The 23,464-nt window shown below is 41.4% G+C and carries 22 protein-coding genes; 8 read left to right on the top strand and 14 right to left on the bottom strand.

Features of this window, described 5'->3' with window-relative positions:
- Nucleotides 1-33: 33 nt before the first annotated feature.
- Both DW182_RS06340 and DW182_RS06335 read left to right on the top strand, forming a co-directional pair.
- Nucleotides 34-2,292 (top strand): BT4734/BF3469 family protein, encoded by a 2,259-nt coding sequence (locus DW182_RS06340; protein ID WP_118295010.1) that lies wholly within the window; start codon nucleotides 34-36, stop codon nucleotides 2,290-2,292.
- A gap of 39 nt (nucleotides 2,293-2,331) precedes the next feature.
- The gene (locus DW182_RS06335; protein ID WP_118295009.1) at nucleotides 2,332-2,748 is read left to right on the top strand and encodes a DUF5675 family protein; all 417 of its coding nucleotides are present in this window, start codon (nucleotides 2,332-2,334) and stop codon (nucleotides 2,746-2,748) included.
- Nucleotides 2,749-3,344: 596 nt separating this feature from the next.
- Here the strand turns inward: DW182_RS06335 and DW182_RS06325 are convergent.
- The 7 genes from DW182_RS06325 to DW182_RS06295 all read right to left on the bottom strand — a co-directional run bounded on the left by DW182_RS06325 (nucleotide 3,345) and on the right by DW182_RS06295 (nucleotide 9,274).
- Nucleotides 3,345-4,151 carry a metallophosphoesterase family protein gene (locus tag DW182_RS06325; protein WP_118295007.1) on the bottom strand — a complete coding sequence of 269 codons (807 nt, stop codon included), beginning with the start codon at nucleotides 4,149-4,151 and terminating at the stop codon, nucleotides 3,345-3,347.
- A 21-nt stretch (nucleotides 4,152-4,172) separates the two neighbouring features.
- Entirely contained in the window at nucleotides 4,173-5,570 is a 1,398-nt protein-coding gene (rhuM, locus tag DW182_RS06320; RefSeq protein WP_008760285.1) for a RhuM family protein, read from the bottom strand.
- 28 nt (nucleotides 5,571-5,598) lie between these two features.
- Nucleotides 5,599-6,024 carry a YdeI family protein gene (locus tag DW182_RS06315; protein WP_008760286.1) on the bottom strand — a complete coding sequence of 142 codons (426 nt, stop codon included), beginning with the start codon at nucleotides 6,022-6,024 and terminating at the stop codon, nucleotides 5,599-5,601.
- A gap of 247 nt (nucleotides 6,025-6,271) precedes the next feature.
- The gene (locus DW182_RS06310; protein WP_008760287.1) at nucleotides 6,272-6,946 is read right to left on the bottom strand and encodes a TIR domain-containing protein; all 675 of its coding nucleotides are present in this window, start codon (nucleotides 6,944-6,946) and stop codon (nucleotides 6,272-6,274) included.
- 6 nt (nucleotides 6,947-6,952) lie between these two features.
- A complete protein-coding gene (locus DW182_RS06305) occupies nucleotides 6,953-7,534 on the bottom strand; it encodes a hypothetical protein (protein WP_008760288.1) in 582 nt (193 codons plus the stop codon).
- Complete coding sequence (locus DW182_RS06300; RefSeq protein WP_016662501.1) at nucleotides 7,516-8,679, bottom strand: toll/interleukin-1 receptor domain-containing protein; 1,164 nt, start codon at nucleotides 8,677-8,679, stop codon at nucleotides 7,516-7,518. Before DW182_RS06300 ends, DW182_RS06305 begins: the two co-directional genes overlap by 19 nt.
- A 25-nt stretch (nucleotides 8,680-8,704) precedes the next feature.
- Nucleotides 8,705-9,274: a TIR domain-containing protein gene (locus DW182_RS06295; protein WP_118295006.1), complete on the bottom strand. Its 570-nt coding sequence runs from the start codon at nucleotides 9,272-9,274 to the stop codon at nucleotides 8,705-8,707.
- Between the two features lie 102 nt (nucleotides 9,275-9,376).
- Here DW182_RS06295 and DW182_RS06290 point away from each other — a divergent pair, with 102 nt between their 5' ends.
- The 5 genes from DW182_RS06290 (at nucleotide 9,377) to DW182_RS06270 (ending at nucleotide 16,451) form a co-directional block, all read left to right on the top strand.
- A complete protein-coding gene (locus DW182_RS06290) occupies nucleotides 9,377-9,586 on the top strand; it encodes a helix-turn-helix domain-containing protein (protein ID WP_008760291.1) in 210 nt (69 codons plus the stop codon).
- A gap of 87 nt (nucleotides 9,587-9,673) precedes the next feature.
- A complete protein-coding gene (locus DW182_RS06285; RefSeq protein ID WP_008760292.1) occupies nucleotides 9,674-12,379 on the top strand; it encodes a DEAD/DEAH box helicase family protein in 2,706 nt (901 codons plus the stop codon).
- Nucleotides 12,380-12,383: 4 nt separating this feature from the next.
- The gene (locus tag DW182_RS06280) at nucleotides 12,384-13,802 is read left to right on the top strand and encodes a class I SAM-dependent DNA methyltransferase (RefSeq protein WP_008760293.1); all 1,419 of its coding nucleotides are present in this window, start codon (nucleotides 12,384-12,386) and stop codon (nucleotides 13,800-13,802) included.
- 4 nt (nucleotides 13,803-13,806) lie between these two features.
- Nucleotides 13,807-14,958: a YhcG family protein gene (locus tag DW182_RS06275; RefSeq protein WP_008760294.1), complete on the top strand. Its 1,152-nt coding sequence runs from the start codon at nucleotides 13,807-13,809 to the stop codon at nucleotides 14,956-14,958.
- Between the two features lie 5 nt (nucleotides 14,959-14,963).
- Nucleotides 14,964-16,451: a restriction endonuclease subunit S gene (locus DW182_RS06270; protein ID WP_118295005.1), complete on the top strand. Its 1,488-nt coding sequence runs from the start codon at nucleotides 14,964-14,966 to the stop codon at nucleotides 16,449-16,451.
- A gap of 7 nt (nucleotides 16,452-16,458) precedes the next feature.
- Here the strand turns inward: DW182_RS06270 and DW182_RS06265 are convergent, their stop codons facing one another.
- The gene (locus tag DW182_RS06265) at nucleotides 16,459-17,262 is read right to left on the bottom strand and encodes a tyrosine-type recombinase/integrase (protein ID WP_016662496.1); all 804 of its coding nucleotides are present in this window, start codon (nucleotides 17,260-17,262) and stop codon (nucleotides 16,459-16,461) included.
- A 90-nt stretch (nucleotides 17,263-17,352) separates the two neighbouring features.
- Here DW182_RS06265 and DW182_RS06260 point away from each other — a divergent pair, with 90 nt between their 5' ends.
- Nucleotides 17,353-17,796 (top strand): restriction endonuclease subunit S, encoded by a 444-nt coding sequence (locus DW182_RS06260; RefSeq protein ID WP_081641863.1) that lies wholly within the window; start codon nucleotides 17,353-17,355, stop codon nucleotides 17,794-17,796.
- Here DW182_RS06260 and DW182_RS06255 read toward each other — a convergent pair.
- From DW182_RS06255 to DW182_RS06230, 6 genes are all read right to left on the bottom strand, one after another.
- Nucleotides 17,791-19,107, bottom strand: coding sequence for a restriction endonuclease subunit S (locus DW182_RS06255; RefSeq protein WP_117986191.1), 1,317 nt, complete (start codon nucleotides 19,105-19,107; stop codon nucleotides 17,791-17,793). The genes DW182_RS06260 and DW182_RS06255 overlap by 6 nt on opposite strands.
- A complete protein-coding gene (locus tag DW182_RS06250) occupies nucleotides 19,104-19,508 on the bottom strand; it encodes a hypothetical protein (protein WP_008760300.1) in 405 nt (134 codons plus the stop codon). Before DW182_RS06250 ends, DW182_RS06255 begins: the two co-directional genes overlap by 4 nt.
- A 35-nt stretch (nucleotides 19,509-19,543) precedes the next feature.
- A complete protein-coding gene (locus DW182_RS06245; protein ID WP_008760301.1) occupies nucleotides 19,544-20,485 on the bottom strand; it encodes a relaxase/mobilization nuclease domain-containing protein in 942 nt (313 codons plus the stop codon).
- Entirely contained in the window at nucleotides 20,475-20,783 is a 309-nt protein-coding gene (locus DW182_RS06240; protein ID WP_008760302.1) for a MobC family plasmid mobilization relaxosome protein, read from the bottom strand. Before DW182_RS06240 ends, DW182_RS06245 begins: the two co-directional genes overlap by 11 nt.
- Nucleotides 20,784-20,921: 138 nt before the next feature.
- Nucleotides 20,922-22,001, bottom strand: a complete 1,080-nt coding sequence (locus DW182_RS06235; protein WP_032850135.1) for a DUF6371 domain-containing protein — start codon at nucleotides 21,999-22,001, stop codon at nucleotides 20,922-20,924.
- A 78-nt stretch (nucleotides 22,002-22,079) separates the two neighbouring features.
- Nucleotides 22,080-23,456 (bottom strand): DUF3987 domain-containing protein, encoded by a 1,377-nt coding sequence (locus tag DW182_RS06230; protein WP_118295004.1) that lies wholly within the window; start codon nucleotides 23,454-23,456, stop codon nucleotides 22,080-22,082.
- Nucleotides 23,457-23,464 lie beyond the last annotated feature (8 nt).

Genomic DNA, 23,464 nt, shown 5'->3' with positions numbered 1-23,464 from the left:
GAATTAATATTTAATAATTAAAGAAAAGAACCGATGTTTGGAATATCAAATAGCGTAAAAAGTCGGGAGGTGCGTGAGTGTACCCCCGATTTGTTCCGCCGGGTGGTGCGGAGCGAACGGGTGGCGCGTATCTGTGCCGAAATAGAAGATGCACTGGAAAAAGTGCGTCGGGGTGAAATGTCGAAAGAAGATTTCGAGGTTTCCAAAGCGGAGTTGAAGAAACAACTCCCCATCTTTACGCCCCACGCCACCTTCAGGAACGGACGACGCCTGAACGCCGAAGCCATACCCAGCGGACTGAGCATGTACGACATAGACCACATTGACAATCCGCGCGGATTGTTTGAAGAACGCATAGCGGCACACGTCGCGGAGTGGGGCGTGGTGCTGGCACACGTCACGCCCAGCACCGAAGGGTTGCGCCTGTTTTTCGTGATGCCCGAAGGGGCCTCGTTGACGGAAGCGCAGAAGTGGATGTCCGGGCAATTGGGCGACAAGGAGTATGACCAGAGCGTGAAGGATTATGCCCGTAGCTCGTTTGCCGTGCCGGAAAATTATATTCTGTATATGGACGAGGAGGGGTTGTTCAAGAAAAGGGAATCAGCCATGAGGGAAGCAGTTACCAGTTACCAGCTACAAGCTACGAGTGCTATGCAGGCTGATAGCGCAGCACTTGTAGCTGGTAGCTCGTCACTCGTAGCTGATTCACTCGTAGCTGATAACTTCAAAGGCATCCCTTATGCGGACATCATCTCCGAGTGGTTCCGCCTCTCGGGTGGCGAACCGGTGCAGGGCGAGCGCAACGACAAACTCCACCGTCTGGCGTCTCATCTGCGCTACATTGCCGACAATGACGAAGTGCTGATGCTCAGCACGATGCCCCGCTACGGATTGTCGGAAGAAGAGATGCGGGGGCTGATTCATTCCGCCTGCACCGCCAAGTTCTACTCCATGCCGAAGGTGATGCAAGAGGCGGTGAGGAGGGTTGGTAGCTCGTCGCTCGTAGCTGATTCACTCGTAGCCGCTTCCCTCCCCCCGGCTCTCCCTAAGCGCCTGCCCGCCCTCGTCAAACTCCTCCTGAGCCGCACCCCCGACCTCTATCGCCCTGCCGTGGCGCACGCCGTCTTTCCCGCGCTTGCCGCCCATCTGTGGAGGGTACGCTTCCGCTACATCGACAATGTGGAGCATGAAGCCACCCTGATGAACGTGCTCATGGCAGGCACCGGCGCGGGCAAGGATTGCATCTCCGAACCCATCAACCGCATCATGGCCGACGTGCGCCGCCGCGACGAAGACAACCTGCAACGCGAGCGCGAGTGGAAGAACGAGGTGAACTCGAAAGGTGCCAACAAGGATAAGCGTGCGCGTCCCGAAGGGCTGGTCATCCAAGAGATTGACGCCGACATGACCAACCCCGCTTTCGTGATGCGCACCGCCGAGGCGGACGGCCACTTCCTCTACACGAAGCTGAACGAAATAGACCAGTTCGATGCTTTGCGCGGTTCGGGCCACGGCGGACAACAATTTCAAATCATGTGCCTTGCCTTCGACCCCGGAAACCGCTATGGACAAACCCGCGTAGGGGCGATGAGCGTGACCGAGAAAGTAACCATCCGCTTCAACTGGAACGCCGCCACCACCATCCAGAAGGGGAAGCGCTACTTCTCGCACGTGCTGACCGACGGCCCTATCTCGCGCATCAACTTCTGCACCATCCCCGAACGTGAGATTGGAGCCGAGATGCCCGTCTATGGTTCATACGATGCCAATTTCAACGAGGAACTTCGTCCCTACATCGAGAACCTGACGCGTGCCACGGGGCTGGTGGATTGTCCGCAAGCCTATAAATTGGCGGTGAAGTTGAAGGAAGAGAATGCGAAGTTTGCCCGTCTCTCGCAAAGCCGGGTGTACGAAAATCTGAGTTTCCGTGCCAACGTCATCGCTTACCTCAAGGCGTGCGTGCTCTACGTGGCGAATGGTTACCGGTGGGACAAGACGATGGAGGAATTCGTTCGCTGGAGCCTCCAGTACGACCTGTGGTGTAAGATGGAATTCTTCGGCTCGGCCATCGAGGAGGCGCAGACGATGGGTGCGGAGACGGGGCGTCGCACACCGGGACGCCGGAGTTTGTTGGAATTGCTTCCTGAGGAGTTCACTCTGGCCGATGCCGTGCGCGTGCGCCAAGCCGAGGGTATGAATGCGGAAGGCACGGGGGCGATGCTACGCCAATGGGTGCACCGCCGTTACGTGACAATTGTGACAAATGACAAATACAAGAGAATTAAAAAATGAAAGAATGGAAAACAAATTAATTCAATTTAAATCAAGCTTATGGAACTGACATTGACACGCATCGCCAAGCGTAAGACTTATACAATAGGTCATTTGGCCATAGATGATAACCCCTTTTGTGACACTCTGGAACCTACGTGGCGCGATATCGGGTGGGGGCGGAAAGGCCGGAAGGTGGCCGGTCGCACCGCCATCCCCGAGGGGCGTTATCCGGTAGTCGTCACGTTTTCGCCGAAATTCCAGAAGTGGCTTCCGCTACTCATTCACGTGCCCCTGTTCACGGGCATTCGCATCCATGCGGGCAATACGGCGAACGATACCGAAGGGTGTATCCTCGTGGGGCAGAATCTCAAACCGGGCATGGTGCTCAACTCAAATATCTGGACGCACCGGCTCGTGAAGGCCATCACGGAGGCACGAGGAAGGGATGAGGCGATATGGATAAACGTGAGGTGATAAAACTTCTTTCAACCTATCATATAATAAACAAAAGTGTATTCTTTTGCATATTATATGATAGGTTGACGCGTGTGGCGAAGAGTGCAATGGTTTCTTTTGTTTCGCATTTGCACATCTAAAATATTATTTCCCGATGCAGCATATTTACATCACTGATTATCAGTGACTATTCATTTTAATCGGTACAACCTCCGTTTTTACAAGTACACAGAATGTGGGGACAAATGCAAATTGTTGTATTTCATTGTTTTGCATATACGTGTTGTACCGCTTTCTTTCAGCCTTTTTGTGAAATGTCTACTATCAGATTCAATGTGTTGAACGATAGGGCATTTCCGCATGGATGTTACAGAACGCTTGCTGAATACAAAGGTAGTGCTTTTCTTGGAATTTCTGCGGTTTATGGTGGAATTTTTGCGTTCCGATTATTTAGGGTACTCGATTCGTTGGAAAAAGTGTAGCAAAACCGAGTTATTCGCTTGAAAAAGTGTTTGTATGCCATAAATGGTACACTTCTATTCGAGGAAAACCATTATATCCTATCGGGTATAATTCTGTGTTTTACAGAAATATTATACCTGAAATGGTATAAATTAATAGACTTGACTGAACTCCATAATGTCGAGTATCTGATATAGTATTCCGTCAATGTCGGAATGCCAGCTTTGATGGAAATGACCATAATACCAATGGCTCACCGGGTGGTTGTTGATTTTAAGATGATGAAGAAGCATATCCATTACTTCTCTTTCAAGTTGTACATCCCCAAGAAGTAATGAATCGTTCTCAGCCCATTGGTTAAGGTTGCTTTTTGAGAATAGCTCACAATGTGATGGCGCAGTATGTGTGACAACTGTATCAATCAAGAAATCTACACAGATGGTATTCATCTTATCAGCGTCGTAAATAGGAGCTTCATTCTTCCAATATAAATTGCGAGGAATATCATTTTCTTGCGACTCATTGGAGTGAACACGATATTTCCGTTTGTTCCATTCATTTATGCGATAAATACGGTCAATAGAAATAGCTCCGCCTACACAAAGGATGGTATGATTACAGGCTTGGAGAATAGTATAATCAGGAACAGCGATGAAGCGTTTGTAATTGAATGTTGTTCCATCGAAATAAGCTGGATTATCATGATTGCCACGCACAAATACAATCCAATTGTTGGCTTGGTTCATTCGCTTGGCATTTCGTCTAACCATTTGCTCATAGTATTCTTTCTTTTCAAAGCCAAAGCCACAATCCCCAGCTACAATCAATAGAGTGTCCTTCAACTTGTATTGAATGCAGAGTTTGAACACCAATTGATTTAAGTCTCCATGAATATCACCGGAAACAATAATTGTCTTGGCTTCGGGAAAAGATAGTGAGAACGTGTTGCTATGGTTCATTTTATGTTTCTGTTGATAGAATTAATCCTTACCAAACAATCCCTTCTCTTTCCACAATTTGATTTCCTTATCAAAATCAGAAAGATACTCTGTGTCTTGAATCAAGCGGAATTTGTCGTATTCAGCGTATGCTTTTTCTTTCGCTTGTTCTGCGGAAATAGTTCCGGCATCATTCAAGGTGTCATATTTGTATAAAGCCAAGAACTCGTCTAATTGTTTTTTCCAATCTGCCATCGTAGTAATAATCTGCCGTTCTGCACGAAGTTCTGCAAAATCAAGGAATGCAGTTGATAGACGATTTAAGGCTGAGACTTCCTTGTCGGACAAGTAGTTTTTAGCAACAATTGTGTCTGACTTTTGAACTCTGCCATCAGGTGCATTTTTCCAAGTGGTAAGTCCCATGTGGGGCATTTCGGCATCTGCTCTTGAAAATACGATTTCGGCTGCCGTTTGATGGGTGACAGCCCAATGCATCATATTCTGTACCATCTTGAAAAACAGTTGAGTTGTTTCGGATTTGGGGTCATAATCGGCACTACATTCGGCATATACATCAGTGATTTTCTGATAATATCGGCGTTCCGAAGTCCGTATTTCTCGGATGCGTTCTAATAAATCATCAAAATAATCTTTGCCAAAATGCTTGCCCTGTTTCAATCGTTCATCATCTAACACGAATCCTTTGACTATCATTTCTTTCAGAACAGATGTAGCCCAAATTCTAAATTGAGTGGCTTGGTAACTGTTCACACGATAGCCTACGGCAATAATTGCATCCATATTATAGAACAATGGTGTACGTTCTACATCTCGTTCTCCTTCTGATTGAACTATCCCAATTTTTCGGATAGTTGCCTCTTTGGTAAGCTCTCCTGATTCGTAAATCTGCCCAAGATGATAGTTGATGGTGCGCACATCTACTCCAAACAAATCAGCCATACGTTTTTGTGACATCCAAAATGTTTCATTGTTGAAGATGACCTCAATTCGTGTTTCTCCTTGCTTTGTTTTATAGAGTAAAATATTGGATGATAGACTGTTGTTTAGAAATTCAGAAGTAGGGGCTTCCTGTCTGAAATATTCTCTTGCCATTTGCACTTGTGGTTTCTTCCCATCAGCATTTTCCGCAATTATCAGACAAGCTATACGTGATAGATGTATATTCTCCACTTTCCGAAAAGAGCCAGAACCTAATCTGACCATTTCAACCGTATGGTTAAAAAGCTCTGCTGTATTAAGTCCTTTATGGTTGACTATCGCAATGGCTTTGTTTATTGTGCGTGTGAATTTTTGATAGGTACTATAACCTAACGCAACGCACAAATCACGAGAAGTCCAATACTCAGAACCGCTTTCGTCCTGCTTTTTTATCTGCTCAAAATCGGAGCGGATAGGGGATATACTACTTTCTTTCATCATCCTTATTACATTTTAGAATTGCGAAAACTTACTTATATAAATCCGGTCTCAATTCCTTATCATGCTTCCTGACAATTTCTTCCATAAGAGAGCCTTTCGGAACTATTTCATAGGAATAGGATCTTTCAAATGCTTGTCGTCCGGCATCTGTCATAAGCCCTCGGTCTTCAAGATTTATATAGCGTTCTTTGTTTAACTCAGTCCAATGACTTCTTTTGCAACGAGGTGAAATCCGTTGTGCAAGGCGTCCGTCCGGTAATTTCTTTATTGTTGAATCAATCCACCCAAAACACAACGCTTCTTCAACGACCTCAATGTATGGAATACATTTGTATGTAGGCTGTTTAGAGCGAGAAGTGATAACCCAACACGATTTCGCTTGGTTGTGGTTAGCCTCCAGCCAATCTCTCAGCTCAATGCGGTCTGTGAAGTCCTGTAGATTGATAATTTCCATATTTGTCCGTAGTTCAATGATATATGATTATCCTAATTGCTTTTGTAAACAGAATCCAAAGTGTTTTCTTTACGGTTGAACCGAAACTGATTGTATATAAACCTGATACTCGAATTAAGCATGATATTAATTGAGCGCAAATAGGTGTCATAATGTTCCTGTTATTGTCAGTTCAAATACAATTAAGGTTGTTCATAGGAATAATCATTGTCTAAAAATAGGAGTAAAAATATTTTATTCTGCAATATTAAACATTAATGTGAATATCGTATTCGTCTTTTTTATCTTGAATCTTTTTAACTTCATTAATCCAAAAGCTAATATTATTAATGAAACTATCCCATCTAACCATATGTATATAACTGACATAGCCACGGTAAACATTATCACCAATATTACAATTTGAATATGTTTTCTCTATTTGATTAAACATATTCGCACGTAAGACTTTGAATAGTTTATTTGTATGCCATAACGTACATCCTGACTGACAACACATCTTCGGTTCGAGCATATAATCATACCCACCATTAATATCAGGAAGAACAACAGCCAGTATACCATTTCTTCTGCTAGTTCTGTCATTTCGAGTAGTCTCTCTTAGAGAATAAGACACTTCCCAAGGAATCCATTGTTCATCTTCGCTTTTATTTAACTCTTTCATATTAGGAGAGATGAGTACAATGGTAATGCTACTATCAAAAATTTTATTTCTTAATTTTGACTCCACAGTGGAGTCTTTAAAATTGGATAGGTCTTCACCATCTAGTTCTCCTTTATTAATATGATCATCTTCTTCAAGCTTATCCTGTAATTCATCAACATAGTGACGAACTTTAGTTGATTCGTACCAAGGAGTCCTTTCAAGATGCTTTACAGAAGTATCACCATATTTATATGATATAAAAATCTTATGTCCCATAGCTATTTATAAATTAAGTAAATCTTTAAATAATGAAGAATATGCCAAGTTTATACATAATTCAGGTTCTTTACCATCAAAATATTTGTCATAAATGATTTTGGCGGCACCTCCAGTGCTAGCTAAAGGAAATGCTTTTGCTTCTGGATGTAACTGAGTAAACATTGCATATTCATTTTCTATACCTTCCATACCTCCAATAAAGATTCCAGCATAAAATTCATTATCGCCAAGCATATGTTTTCTCATCTCTTCTATACTCAAATCTTTATCACCCATATCATTGGTCTTTATAATATGAGCAACACTTTCATTCTCTAAAGGAAAGAACTGTTCAAAATACGTAGATTGATACAAAGTTACACTGCTCTGTATATCTAATCCCGAATGCTGCAAAACACTAGCTATAAGTGGCGTTATTGAAGGATGGCCTCCCCAAATCAGTTTATACTTAGGCAATGCCACACTAGCTAAGGCTAATACGGAATCACGTATTGCGATTGTATCCGCTGTTTTGAAATATCTTTCATCTCTTCCTAACATAGGAATACTTGCTGACAAGAATATGTTTAATTGTTTTTGAGCCATAATTCAAAATCTTTTTTCTTGATAGTTTTAACCTCTAATGATTCATTTAACCATTCTAGATGTTCTACCCATTTCTTACGAATACGCAAATCATCATATATAAGGAATAATTCGATTTTCTCGTTATCAAGCAATTTTCTAAAGCGTAGAGAATCGAAACAGTCATAAGATTGTGGAATTCCTATCGCCGGAATAAACAATCTAATTATATCATCTTTCAAAGTCTCTACAAGATAGCGATACTCTTGTATAAGTTGTCTCCCTTGTTTGCGAGCTTCTTCAACAAATTCTCCCACAAGATTGTCTTGTCTAGCAGCAAGGTTTCTAGCTCTAACGGATTCTACTGCATTTACGATATTCTCAATACATTCTTCAGTAATGCAACAAGATCCATTATGGAAGTCCTCATTCATAAACATTTTTTGTGTTAATTGAATAGGTTCGCATAATAAATTGTGTATGTCTGGGGTGCAATCAGGCCAGATAATTTCAACTACTCCAATTTGTTTCTGATTTGCTGATATAATTTCCTCATTGCACCACTTGCTGTTCTTAAAATCATTGGTGTATAGTTGGATTAATACATCGCAATCCGTCATTCGATGATGTAATTCTTCTTGAAAATTTTTAGCAGGATTGATAGAATATGTATCCAGAAATACATCGTAATTATTGCGGACAAAAGCATCAAATAATTGGTTGGCTACAGCAGAAGAGTCCGTCCGGCGATAACTAATAAATAGCTTCCGGTTTTCTCTCAATAACCTCATTGATTCAAATGCATAATTAATATATTTTTCAATATGATCAGCAATGTATTGTCTTCCATTCATTACATGAATGATTTTAGGAACTTCTGCTTCAAAATTATCGCCAAAATATATTGGCAAAATAGCATCCCCATTATCAAGGAGAACTTTTAATATATCGATATCTTTTTCTGAATGATTTAAATTGCCAAAATAGAATACGAAAGATGGCTGTTTATTCGAATATTTTCTCTCAAAAGTTTCATTATAGATTATCTCAAACATATTGTCTCTCAAACCTATACTATGAATCTTGTCAAAAAAACGAACTTTTATTGTATTGCAAGCATTATTATTAATATCTCCTAGAAAGATAAGTTGGTATTTATATGTCATAATAATTATTGTTAGTTATAAGTAGCTATGATACAATCCAATCGTACAAATTTTTGATACAATAATTCCCGTCTTTATCATTGTAGCAATAGTAGTATCCTCTAGGTATTAGATTCCCGTTTGAATATCTTTCTGTTCCAGAATAATATTGAATAGTTGGATATATTTGCATATATTCAGAACCTTTCCAGTTATTATCGTTCTGAGCTATAGGGAATAAAGCTATTTTCCCTAAATCAAATTTTTGCGCATCTCCGTAACCTAACTCCCAATTACACCATTTTGAATCAATAGCACCGTTTGTGGCGACTAGTATAAATTTATCGTATTTTTGGATTTGCTGTTTGATTATGGCTGCTGTGGTTCCAGATGTTTTTGGGGGCATAGAATTATCAAGCCAATCAACATAGATACTGGCATGTAATTCTTCTAAAATGTAGGCAACTCGTTTGAGTTGGCTAATTTCATCGTGTTTATGGGAAAGAAATACGGATGCTTGTTGACCAGTTGAAAAAAATCTAGTTTGCCGATGAGCTTCGGAGAGGACATCAGCAGCAAGAGTAAGTTCCTTTAGCTTATTTTCTGTTAGAATCATGGCTCTTTTTAATGTTTGTCTTATATAGGATACAAAAATACGAAATAATTCTGATTATCGAATATAATTCGCTATATTTGCACTATAAAATCGTATCAAAGAATGAAACTGAATAGAATAAAGACTGTATTGTCCGAAAAAGGTATCTCTCAGACATGGTTAGCTAAACAACTGGATAAGAGTTTCAGTATGGTAAATGCCTATGCTTGTAATAGGATTCAGCCTAATTTAGAGACCTTACAACAGATTGCAGAGATATTGCAAGTGGATTTGAAAGATTTAATAACCGATAAAAAAGAACGGTTGAAATAGAACTTAATTAGGTTAGGAGGTTATAGTTCATTTGTACCTTATTGCAAATGTGCTGATAAACTTCCGATAATATACAATATTAAGAACATGACTCCTGAAGAAAAAGCAAGAATAAAGATAGACCAGTGGTTTGCTGATGCAGGTTGGGAAGTGGTTGATAGGGAAGACTACGAGCCGACTTGTACTGCTGTCGCCATAAGAGAAGGCTTGTTGAAAGGGAATCTTGAAGCTGACTATTTCCTATTTATTAACGGGAAAGCAGTGGGAATACTTGAAGCAAAACGAGAAGAAACAGATGCTTTTGCTTCAAAAGTTTGCGACCAAGCAACTTTATATGCAAGAAGTGTCCCTAATATCTATCAGGCGTATCAAAAGCCATTGCCTTTTATCTTTACTTCAAATGGTAAAGAACTATACTTTTGTGATTTTCGTGAACAAGATTCATATTTCAGACAAATAATGGCAATCCCTACGCCACATGAGTTGGTCAAGAAATTGGGAATTGAAGATACATTTGCCGGACTACCTACATTGAAAAAGAAAGGGCTTCGTGATTGTCAATACGAAGCGGTAACAGAACTTGAAAAGAGTTTCCGCAGTGGGCGAAATCGGGCATTGATGGTTCTTGCTACTGGTGCAGGTAAAACATATACGGCTTGTCTCGCAACTTATAGGATGCTTTCTTATACTCCTATGCGCAGAGTGCTGTTTCTCGTTGACCGGAATAATCTTGGGAAACAGGCAGAGGGAGAATTTGGAACCTTCCGCCTGACGGAGAATGGAGATGCGTTCAATACAATCTTTACGGTTAATCGGCTTCGCTCTTCTTCTATTCCATCTGATAGTAATGTGGTTATTTCTACTATACAGCGTTTGTTCTCATTCTTGAAAGGAGACATTATTGAAGATAATGAGGAGGATGACGGCAACGAGCCGATGGAAGAAGTAATCTTGCCACCCAATCCCAACTTGCCCCACGACTACTTTGATATGATTATCATAGACGAGTGCCACCGCTCTATTTATGGAAACTGGCGTAAGGTATTGGAATATTTTGATACGGCAAGATTGGTTGGTTTGACTGCAACCCCGATTGAAGAAACTGAGAAATTCTTCAACTACAATATCATTGTCAACTATACCTTGGAAAAGAGTATTGTTGATGGTGTGAATGTGGATTGCAGGGTATATAGAATAAAAACGCAAGTCACGGAATCAGGAGGAGCTATATTAGAAGGCGAGAAATTCAAAGAAGAAACAAAATATACCGGAGAGGTTAAGACTAAAAATAGTAAAGAAACAAAATTCTATACCAATAAAGAGCTTAATCGAAGTATCATCAACCCGGCACAGATAAAGTTAATCCTTTCGACTTATCGTGATGTGGTTTATACCGAATTGTTCAACGATCCACAGCGAGAACCGAATATAGATTATTTGCCCAAAACATTGATATTCGCTCTCAATGAAACTCACGCCACCAATATCGTACAGATAGCCAAAGAGGTATTCGGGCGCACAGACGACCGCTTTGTTCAGAAAATCACCTATTCGGCTGGCGACAGCAACGAACTGATACGGCAATTCCGAAATGACAAAGATTTCCGTATAGCCGTGACTTGTACGTTGGTTGCCACAGGTACAGATGTCAAACCGCTGGAAGTGGTCATGTTCATGCGCGATGTAGAATCATTGCCTTTGTATATTCAGATGAAAGGGCGTGGTGTGCGCACCATTGGTGATGAGCAATTGCGAAATGTTACGCCCAATGCATTCAGTAAAGATTGTTTCTACTTAGTGGATGCGGTAGGTGTGACGGAAAGCATGAAGACGGTGAAGCCTATAGATGGCAGTCCCACAACAAAGACTATCACTCTAAAGGAACTGTTGGAACGTATCAGCCACGGTTATATTCCTGATGAATATCTCAAACGGCTTGCAGCCACGCTTGCCCGAATATACTATAAGGCTGATGAATCGCAAAAGAAAGAATTTGCCCGTTTGTCTCATCATGACATGAAGGAGCTTTCAGCGAAAATATACGCTGTGTTGGAAAAAGGTACCCTCCCTCCGTTTGTTAGTACAGACGATTCTAATAACGAGCGTAAGGGATTGGTATCCCCTCTTGCCAACCATGCCGACGCACGAAGATATTTACTCATTCTTGCTGCCGGGTTTGTCAATACGTTGATGCCTGGCGAAGATGCGCTTATCTCAAAAGGATTCTCCGTTGAAGAGGCTAAAGACACAACAGAGGCGTTTGAAGATTTTTGCAAAAAGTATTACGATGAGATAGAGGCATTGCGCATTATCCACAGCAACACGGGTGAACCGATAACTTATTCAATGTTGAAAGATTTGGAGAATAAACTTAAAATGGCAAACAACCATTTTAGCCCTAAACAAATTTGGAACTCGTATGCCATTCTTTCTCCAAACAAGGTAAAGCATTCTACTACTAAAGAAGAGAGCGATGCTTTGACCAATATCATACAACTGGTACGCTTTGCTTTCCGCCAAATCGAGAGACTGGACAGTGTAGTCACCACATCCAAACAATATTTCAACTTGTGGTTGGGGCAAACCCAGCGTGAAATAACCGATAAGCAACGTGAAGTTGTCAGTCGTATTGTGGATTATATCGCTTCTAACGGGGCTTGTACAGTCAGAGATATTCGTGAAGATGATGCAACCCATGCAGCCCAAATGATTCGAGCGTTTGGTAATATGCAAAAAGCAGACGAAGCACTTCATTCACTTTATAAATTTGTAGTTTTAAGAAACGCAGCATAAGAAAATGGCAACAAATAATACAACGGAGCAATCGCTCACTAAAAAAGTATGGAGTCTGGCAACAACTCTTGCCGGGCAAGGTATCGGATTCACCGATTATATCACCCAGCTGACCTATCTCTTATTCTTGAAGATGGATGCAGAGAATGTAGAAATGTTCGGAGAGGAATCGGCTATCCCTACAGGCTATCAATGGAATGATTTGATTGCTCTTGATGGTTTGGATTTGGTGAAGCAATATGAAGAAACTCTTAAACTGCTTAGTGAGCAGGATAATCTGATAGGAACGATTTATACGAAGGCGCAGAATAAGATAGACAAGCCTGTTTATCTGAAAAAGGTTATCACCATGATTGATGAAGAGCAATGGCTCATCATGGACGGTGATGTGAAAGGTGCTATCTACGAAAGCATTCTTGAAAAGAACGGACAAGATAAGAAAAGCGGTGCCGGACAATATTTCACACCTCGCCCACTGATTCAGGCAATGGTGGATTGCATCAATCCGCAAATGGGCGAAACCGTTTGCGACCCTGCTTGTGGTACAGGCGGTTTCCTGCTTGCTGCTTACGATTATATGAAAGTGCAGTCTGCAAGTAAAGAAAAACGTGATTTTTTGCGTGACAAAGCTTTGCATGGTGTGGACAATACGCCTTTGGTCGTAACACTTGCTTCCATGAATCTTTATTTGCATGGCATTGGCACAGACCGCAGTCCTATTGTGTGTGAGGATTCTTTGGAAAAAGAGCCTTCTACGCTTGTGGATGTAATACTTGCCAATCCTCCTTTCGGTACTCGCCCGGCTGGTTCTGTGGACATCAACCGCCCAGATTTCTATGTCGAGACCAAGAATAACCAGTTGAACTTCCTCCAGCACATGATGCTTATGCTCAAAACCGGAGGACGTGCTGCTGTGGTACTTCCTGACAATGTCCTTTTTGAAGCCGGAGCTGGTGAGACTATCCGCAAACGCCTGTTGCAAGATTTCAATCTGCATACTATCTTGCGCTTGCCTACAGGTATTTTCTATGCGCAAGGCGTAAAAGCTAACGTGTTGTTTTTCAGTAAAGGACAACCAACTAAAGAAATATGGTTTTACGATTACCGTACTGATGTAAAGCACACCCTTGCCACCAATAAGCTGGAACGCCATCATTTGGATGATTTTATTTCTTGTTATAATAATCGAGTTGAGACCTACGATGCCGAAAATAATCCACAAGGGCGTTGGCGAAAGTACCCGATAGAAGATATACTGGTACGTGACAAGACAAGTCTTGACATCACTTGGATAAAACAAGGTGGTGAAGCGGACAACCGTTCACTGGCGGAACTGATGGCAGACATCAAGGATAAAAGCCAAACGATAAGTTCGGCTGTAGCTGAACTTGAAAAATTGCTCGCAAACATAAATGAAGATTGAGCGTATGGAGAACAATAAGGTAGCCATATCAATGGAGCAACAGTTTGGAGAAGTCATAGACATCATTCTCCAACATAAAGGTCGTGCATCAAGAGCTGTAAACAATGAACTGTTGTTCACGGCTTGGTATGTAGGTGGGTATGTATCAGCCAAATTAAAAAGTGAGGAATGGGGAAGCAAGGTGGTAACGCAGTTGTCCGAATATATCCGCTCTCAACGTCCAGATATTAAAGGATATAGCCGGAGAAGCATTTACAATATGGTGATGTTCTATGATGAATATTCATCGGAAACATTCTGTGCTACAGTGGAGAAGTATCTGAATCTTGAATTTGTGCGGCCAACAACTGCACAAATAGAAGCGAGCCAACCAACACAAGAAACGGCTGTAATTGTGCAGACGGCATCTGCACAATTAGTCCAGCCGACATCTGGACAAATGCCTCAGATATTAGAACTGACAACGTTGTCTAATCATATTGAGATTCTTTGCCGATGCAAAAGTACAGAAGAACGGATGTTCTATATTCTCTATGCCAATAAAGAGCATCTGTCTTTTAAGGAAATGCAGCGTTGCATTTCCAATCAAACATATACAGCTCTGTTGAGCAGCAAGGACAATATGTCAAAAGGATTACTCAATGCTTACCCCAATGCCCCTATAATGTTCAAAGACACATTGTTTGTCGATTTCCTGAACTTGCCCAAAAAACATAGCGAATCCAAACTAAGAAAAGGCTTGGTAGAACACATGAAGCAGTTTATTCTTGAACTTGGCAAGGATTTCATATTCATGGATCAAGAATACCGTCTCAATATCGGTGCATCTACATTCAAGGCTGATTTACTGTTCTTCCATCGTGGATTACAGGCATTGGTAGCTGTGGAACTGAAAAAGACAAAATTTCATCCGCGCGACCTCGGTCAGTTGGAATTTTATTTGGAAGCACTCGATAGGGATGTAAAGCGTTCCAATGAGAACCCCTCTATTGGCATTATCCTTTGTCCGGAAGCAGATAAGGTGGTAGTGGAATATGCCATGAGCAGAAGCATGAGTCCTACGATGATAGCAGAATACAAACGCATCCTTATTCCGCAGGAACGTATGCAACAGCAACTAAATGAATTTTGCAACCTTTTCTTAGATAAAGACTGATCGGTATGGATACAAAGAAATTACGTCAAAAGATACTCGACCTTGCCATTCGTGGCAAACTCGTTCCGCAAGACCCAAACGATGAGCCTGCATCTGTTCTCCTTGAACGAATCAAGGCTGAAAAAGAACGATTGATAAAAGAGGGGAAAATCAAGAAGAGCAAGAAGTCGGCAAAAACTTCCGATACGCCCCATTATCAGAACGTACCGTTTGAAATACCAGACAATTGGGTATCTGTTCCTGTATCGGAACTATTTTATCTTAATCCCAAATCAGAAATAGCAGATAATATACACATTGGATTTATTCCGATGGCGTGTGTTGATGATGGATTTTCTGGAAATCACTATTTTGAAAAACGTATATGGAAAGAAGTAAAAAAAGGATATTGCCATTTTCAGAATGGCGATATAGGTATTGCAAAAATATCTCCATGCTTTGAAAATCTCAAATCAACAATCTTTCAAGGACTTCCCAATAATTGTGGCGCAGGAACTACCGAATTGGTTATTTTACGCCCAATAAATATCTATGCAAAATTTTATCTATATCTTTTTAAATCACAATGGTATATAGATGAAGGTACAAAATATTTTAAAGGAGTAGTAGGACAACAGAGGGTTCACAAAGGTATTTTTACTGATTTGCATATCCCATTACCACCTCTTGTCGAACAACAACGTATTGTAACAGAGATTGAGAAATGGTTTGCCTTGATTGACCAGATAGAACAGGGTAAGGTCAATTTACAGACAACAATCAAGCAAATCAAGAGCAAAATCCTTGACCTTGCTATTCACGGCAAACTCGTACCACAAGACCCAAATGATGAGCCATCCATCGAACTGTTGCAACGTATAAATCCCGACTTCACTCCTTGTGATAACGGGCATTATCCATTTGATGTGCCAAATGAATGGAAATGGTGTAAGATGAATGATTTGTGTTCGTTTTTGTCAAGGGGAAAATCTCCCAAATATTCGGAAGACGATAAGACATATCCCGTATTCGCACAAAAATGCAATCTAAAGGAAGGAGGTATTTCATTAGAACAGGCAAAGTTTTTAGACCCTTCAACAATAAATAAATGGGACTCAAAATATAAATTACAAACAGGTGATGTTCTTGTTAATTCAACAGGAACAGGAACTGTTGGAAGAACCAGACTATTTGATGAAAGTTGTTTAGGTAAATATCCTTTTGTGGTTCCAGATTCTCATGTATCAGTTGTAAGAACATATGAAGAAATCAATTCTGAATATGTATTTGCTTATATGTCTTCTCAACTTATTCAACAATACATAGAAGATAATTTGGCAGGAAGTACAAATCAAAAAGAATTATATATTGGTGTATTGGAGAATTTATATTTTCCACTTCCTCCTATCAAAGAACAACAGCGCATCGTTCAAAAGATAGAGAAACTATTCTCTATTTTGGATAACATTCAAAATGCCTTTAGAAGTGTATTCGTTTACACTTCTAAAGGCTGATGAGACTTTACCAGTTCACTACTTTATCCACAATCTTCTGCTGTTCGCTGGCAGTTCTGCGAAGATAGATACGTGTTGTTTCTATGCTTTCATGTCCCATAAGGTCGGCAAGTAGAGCAAGGTCATTGAAACGGTCAAGAAAGTTTTTTGCAAAACGGTGACGGAATGAATGGGGGTAAACGACCTCCTTGTTCATTCCGTATTTTTCGGCAAAATGTTTGAGTTGCGAGGCTATCCCACGAGTAGTAATACGTTGCCCGAAACGGTTCAGAAAGATATAGCCGGAAGTAAGTCCTATTTCTTTAAGCCATTTCGCAGCCTCTGTGCGCAAATTCTTCGGGATATACAAACGGCGTATCTTTCCTCCCTTGCTGTATAGGTCAAGATGCCCGATTTGTACATGTTCTGCTTTGATATGAAGCAGTTCACTGACACGCGCCCCTGTAGCAGCCATAAACCACACGATAAAATACCATTCATCATAACCGTCCGTTTTAAGTTGCGCTTTGAGAAATTTGTAATCGGCATCACTGATTACATTTTCCAAAAAGTTCTTCTGCTGTACCTTTACGAACTTCACTTTCAGTTTCTCCTGTTTTGTAAATTCCAGATACTTGTTGATACCTTGCAGCCGAAGATTTACTGTCTGTGGCTTAAAGTTCTCCACCAAGTACCCCTTGTATGCCAAGAGATTCTTTTTATTCACTTCCCCATAATGACAGAGGAAATACTGCACCGTCCACACATACGAGGTGACGGTGTTCTTGGCAAGATTAGTCTTTGCCAAATGATTTTTGAATTTTGTTACCATACTACATTGATTTAGAATGAATATGGTAATAATATAATAGAACGTATCGGGCATTATGCGCAGTTGCCTGATTCGTGGAGCGCAGTACCTATGCAAATGCTATGTTATTTGACCGATGGAGAAAAGCAGAACGGTATAGAAAGAATAAACCATGATGTGAAATATTTGCGTGGAGAGCGTGATGCCAAGACTTTGACTTCAGGCAAATATGTGGCAGCAAATTCTCTTTTGATTTTAGTAGATGGCGAGAACTCTGGTGAGGTTTTTAGGACTCCGATTGACGGCTACCAAGGTAGTACTTTCAAACAGTTGCTTATCAACGAAAATATGAACGAAGAATATGTACTACAAGTTATCAACTTGCATAGGAAAGTCTTGAGAGAAAGTAAGGTTGGTTCTGCCATTCCTCACTTGAATAAAAAGCTATTCAAAGCGATAGAAGTACCTATTCCGCCTTACAATGAGCAACAAAGAATTGTAGAGGCTATAAATAAGGCTTTTATGTCTTTGAACTTAATAATGGAGAGCTTATAGGCTCTCCATTATTAAGTTCAAAGTGGTAAAAAACGTTTCTATTTGGTCTATGATTCGCCTCTGTTCATAGAGTGGAGGTAAGCATATAGACATCAATAAAAATTTATTAAGAATTAAGTTGTGCAAACCCGTAGTTTGTGTTTGCATCAATCTCATAGCCCCAGTCTGATATTTTGCCAGAATACAGTAATACAAGTACTTACTTAATACGGTATCATTATACCGTATTCTTAACACCATTGTAAAATTACTGAATGAAAAAACGCCACTTTTGCCTTCATAGAGGATTGTTCTTCCAACAGGATTATTATCGCTACCACCTGATTTTTCTACAATCAAATCACCGTTCTCTAAATGACGTTTAGCAAAAGTTCTTTGTTCAACATCAATATACTCTATATTTGAATAATCTAACTTAAAGTCCTTGGTGAAATTTGCATTGCGTATAACCCCCACATTAACAAATGGTTCTTTCTTCCCTTTCCACAATCCATTAATGTTTTCGCATAAATCTTTGAGTGCAACAGCGCACCATCCATCAGGCAACTGCGCATAATGCCCGTTATCACAAGGTGTGAAGTCGGGATTTATGCGCTTCAAGAGTTTGATGGCTGGCTCGTCATTCGGGTCTTGCGGTACGAGTTTGCCGTGAATGGCGAGGTCGAGGATTTTGCTTTTGGTTTGTTTGATTGTGTTTTGCAAATCAGCTTTGCCTTGCTCTATTTGGTCAATTAAAGCAAGCCATTTATCTATTTCCATTACAATACGCTGTTGCTCGGAAAGGGGAGGTAATGGTACCATTCCTTTGCATGCATCATTTGTACTCAATCTCGGCATTTTTACACCATAACCACATTGCTGAGTATAATCAAGGAAATATGCAGACCGCAGCACATGACATAAATAATGTGTTGAAATATCACAATATGAATTGAATGGAATAATTTCAGTTGTGCAGTATCCTGCTTTGGGAGCAACCAATACCTTATTCAGGTATGTGCGCAATTTGGAATATAACACATCGCCTTTTTTGAATTTATGGCGCACTCCTTTGATGTTTCTTTCTTTTTTCGATAGTTTCTGAATGATAGAAGCTGTATCTTTTTCTAAATCTTCAAGTTCTAATATCCATTCATTATCAGCAATATCTGTTACAGAAACATTATAGCAGTCGCCATAATTGCTTATTTCTTCGAGTGTTGTCCACACCCAATTGTCTGGTATTTCAAACGGTACGTTCTGATAATGGGGCGTATCGGAAATAGTTAAGGAGAGGAAAAATCCCCTCCTTAACCTTAGAGTACGTATCAGACATTCAAATCTTTCATCGCCAATCCATAGTTTTCTTGTCCGAACAGGTCTTTATGGATGAGCTTCAAACCGAGCGTCTGATAATACTTGTAGTCATCACCTTCGGTACAGAGGTATCTGTAGCCGTAGCGTGGCATGTACTCCTTGAAGAAACGAGCCAAGTCTTTCAGGCTTTCGGCTTGGTTCTTCTTAAAGTTGCTGCGCACGATGATGATGCTCCAGTCAGGAAAGTTGCCTCTTCCACAACTGTACTCCCAGAAGCGGATGTAGCAGTCTAAATCACGCTCACGGATGTCCACGCAAAAGCCGTTGGCATTTTGCATCACGCTACAACTGTTTCTGTAGCCGAACTTCTCACACAAGTAGAGATTGAAATCAAGAATCAAATCTTTCTGTTCCATAAATAATTGAATTTAAAAAGTTAATAAATAGTGGATTATAAACGAAAGCCTCGCTTGCGCTTAGCCTTTTTCTTTTTCATCAGGCGATTGAACTCAGCTTCTTCTGCGACAGTAGCATCGTAGGATGAACTGCCGTTCAACAGACCAAGACCGATGCTTGAACCATTGTCGGAATGGGAAACGCTTTGCTGCACTTCTTCATTTTTATGCGTGAATCCTTGTTTATGGAATTCAAATGAAGGCGCACAAGCATTCTGTTCCAATCGGTTGTCGATATTCAAGTAGCTGAACTCACGGCTGACTTTTGAGCCGGAGAAAGAAAAGCCGTCATACTCAAACTTGACTCCTTGTATTTCTCTTGTAGTCCGGCTGACCTTGAATTTCATATCAATGTCACGGTCGGCAAGGGCTTCTTTCAGTTCATTCCAACTTTGAGCTTTGGGCAGTTCTTCTTTCAGTGCTTTGTATATTTCATGTTTTGCTCGGTCGTATGGGCGCAAGCGTTCCTCCTTGATATGGTCTTTGCCATTGGCAAAGTGCAATCGGTATTTTGCCGTCAGCATCTTGCACGCCTTTTCATTTCTGCGGAAGTCGTTTTTGTCGCTAATCGTCTTACCGTCATTATCCACCCGATTGAAAACGATGTGGCAATGCGGATGCTCACGGTCGATATGCTTGGCGATGATGTACTGCGTGTTTTCGATGCCCATCAGTTTCATGTAGTCGTGGGCGATTTGCAACATCAACGCATCATCAGACTTCAAGCGTTCGCCATCTTCAGGAGAGAAATTGAGCGAGGTGTGTCCGACAATATTCTTTACCTTGTCATTGAGCAATGCTTGTAATTCAAATTGCTCTGCCATCCGTTCAGGCGTACCATCCACTCCGACTGCTTCCAGTAATTTGGATTTCTCCTCTTTGAGGACATAGCGGACACAACCGCCGAACGATGTCCCTTTGGTTTGTTTACCTATCATCTTTCAGTTGTTTTATAAGTTGGTTAATACGTTGCGCCATCTCCTCACATCTTTTGGAAACGGCAAAGAAACCGTAGGTATTTGCCTGCTTCGCCAACTGGTTGAGGTTGGTGCTTTCACCTATCAACTGACGGATGATATGGATATGTTCTTTCGTGATTCGTTCACGTACCGTCCCATTCTCGATGAGCGAACGGATGACTGCGCTTTGGGTCTGCTTGCTCCGTCTGCAAAGCGCACCGAGCCATGCGAATTGGTCGTATGACAGTCGGAGAGTTATCGTATGTTTCTTTTCCATTTTGAATTGCTTTTAGTGAATAATTTGTGACCATCGGGAGCCGTCTCCTCAGACTTTTTGAGGAGCAAGTGGTCGGGAAATGTAATACACCGACATTAACTTGCTACAGTAAAAAAGTCTCGATTTCTCTCCCTTTACTCAAAGTCTGAATCCTCGTTTTTTAGGTGGTGAAACCTTCGGTTGAGGGATGCTTCGTTGTACGCTGATGAGCTTCAAATCGAATGTCTCTATCAGTGTTTTCAAATTCGGATTCCTATTAATCATCTGCTGGAGTATGGCTTCATCGGGGCGTACCTTTAACAGATAATCGGCTATGTCGTAACCCTCCTTCCGTTCGTTTTCGGTTGCTTTGGTTTCTAGATAATCGAACAGTTGCACATCAATTCCATAGCTTTTCATCAACCCGATTTTGCTTTGCCAATAGTCGGTCGCTCCCAAATCAGGAAATAACACAACGCTTCTTCCGGCAAGAACGGATAGGCTGTTGGCATTGAAACAACCGTTCTTTCCACCCGATGCAATCCATAGAAATTGGGGTAGGTAGTAGGAAGCAATGATTGCCGTTTTCTCGCTTTCGACCAGTGCGATAGGACGTTTTTTATCTTTTGGAAGCAGATGCTCACCGAAGAAACATTGCTTTAAATTGTAATCCCCCTTGTGTAATACGGAGTGTACCCACGTGACATGATTGTATGGTTCTTTTATCCGCCTGCCTGTCGTTGTATTGTAAAGCATTATCTTACCTGTACGGACTCTGTTCTGATAATCCGTTTGCCAAAATACAGTTGCGCCATCCCAATGTTTGGAAGTACCAACTTTGTATTTCTCCATCAGCTTCAATGTCTCTGCCTCTCCGAATTGAGCCGATAAGAATTGAAACAGTTTGTTGTCGGGATAGCGTTGCAACGACTGGTTGACTATATCCAAATCAATGTAGGAGGTGACTTTCGGCTCGACTTCTTTAATGGGCGTATAGTTCCGAAAGGTATCTTCGGACAACTTTTCCTTCTCAGACGGATTCCGCTCAAAGTAATCACGGGGCGTGAAGTGGTAACCACATTTCTGTTCGTGGTCGCAACGACCCACGTAATCAGGAAACTGTATCTGTTTCTCTGTATCAATGTACTTGGAGAAACATCTTTTACGGTGGCAGTTCGGGCAAGTATGCCGGGTACTGACACCTTTGTAGGGTTCTAATATGAATCTATGTGTACTCATTGTTTGTTTCTTTTTTAGTGTGTCACTTTTGTCGTTATTGTCGTTTTCGCTTGGAAAGTGTCAAAACCGACAAAAATGTCACGGGTTAATCTTTGAATATTCTCCATGCTTCTCTTTGCGGAACAGTGTTCCGATATTGTCATTGAGAAAGCGTTGAAATGTCCGTTCCTTCATTCCGTTTTGCTCTGCTACCTGTATAGCTTGAGCTGTCGTAAAGGACGGAGGCAGCAGATTGACTATCGCCTGTTGCTGGCTGTTGAGGGCATTCTCATTCAGAATATTTTGTACGCTTAATGCTGATTCCTTGAAATATTCAGTCAGTTTAATGGCTCTCTCCACCGTCAGCAGGTCGATACACGTCTTGTCGCACTCACCGCAAGTCCATCGCGCCAGTTGGATAATCAGACAAAAGCGGATGATGTATATCTCCAGCTTGCAATAGATACTTACGATGGTGTCGTTCGTTTCCCGGTCGCACCATTCTGAGAAATGGTGCTGCCACTCGTAAAGCCGTTTCTTGGCATCCTCTGAGAAAAAGAGGATTTGTGGCTCAATCTCTCCATGTTCATTGAGATGGCACTCCGATTGTATCAGCTTATCTATGACGGTATTCCATTCTTGTTCAATATCTTCTGGTAGTTCTTTGTCATTCCACCGTGCTTTCTGTTGCAGGTTGGGCATTACGAACAGGATGCGGTCAATAAATCCATTGTTGGAACGTTCACCTTTAGCCAACTCATTCAAAATTTTCTTTTGGATAGTACCAATGACCGATATATACGGACGCTTGATGAAGATGGAACTCTTGGCATTCTTTCTGTCGGACATGGTGGTCTTGGCACTGAATACCGATAGCCAAAATTGTTCCTCCGAACCGTTGTTATAGCGGTTGAAATTCTTGAACCAAGCGGATAATTCATCAGCCCATAAGCATAGCCCACGTTTGTTCTGCGCATGAATGAGGCTCAACCCTTCGGGCGTTACATCCGAAACCAAGAAGCGTTTGCGGATAGGCTCTTGCGGAAATTGCTCTCCACCACTTTCCGCACGTTCCTTGCGACTCATGCTCATCAGTTCATCGTACTTGGCAAGAGCCTTTTCAAATTCCTGATTCTGTCGGTAGTCATAATCAAGAAACGGCTTCATTGCAAAACTGAGCGGATGACTTTTGTTCGCTCCCGGTCTTCCAATCAATGCCATATACAGGATGGGGCTTTCCATCCAACCTTGCTTGATTTGGGCAAGATGCGTGTTACCTATGCCGACCGCTATTGCCGTAAGGATGGCAGCGGCAATGTAGTCGGTAGGGTAGTTATGGCATTCGTGAACCTCACTGATGATGCGTTGGATTTTTGTCGGGAATATGCTGACAGGAAAATCAGTGCCAGCCAATCGCATACTTAAATCAACCGCTTCGTCAATGATGGATGCCGGATTAATAGAGGATGTATCCATAGTTCTAC

The sequence above is a fragment of the Bacteroides sp. AM16-24 genome, assembly GCF_003471885.1.
Lineage (GTDB): Bacteria > Bacteroidota > Bacteroidia > Bacteroidales > Bacteroidaceae > Bacteroides.
This window is presented reverse-complemented; position numbering and strand designations above follow the sequence as displayed.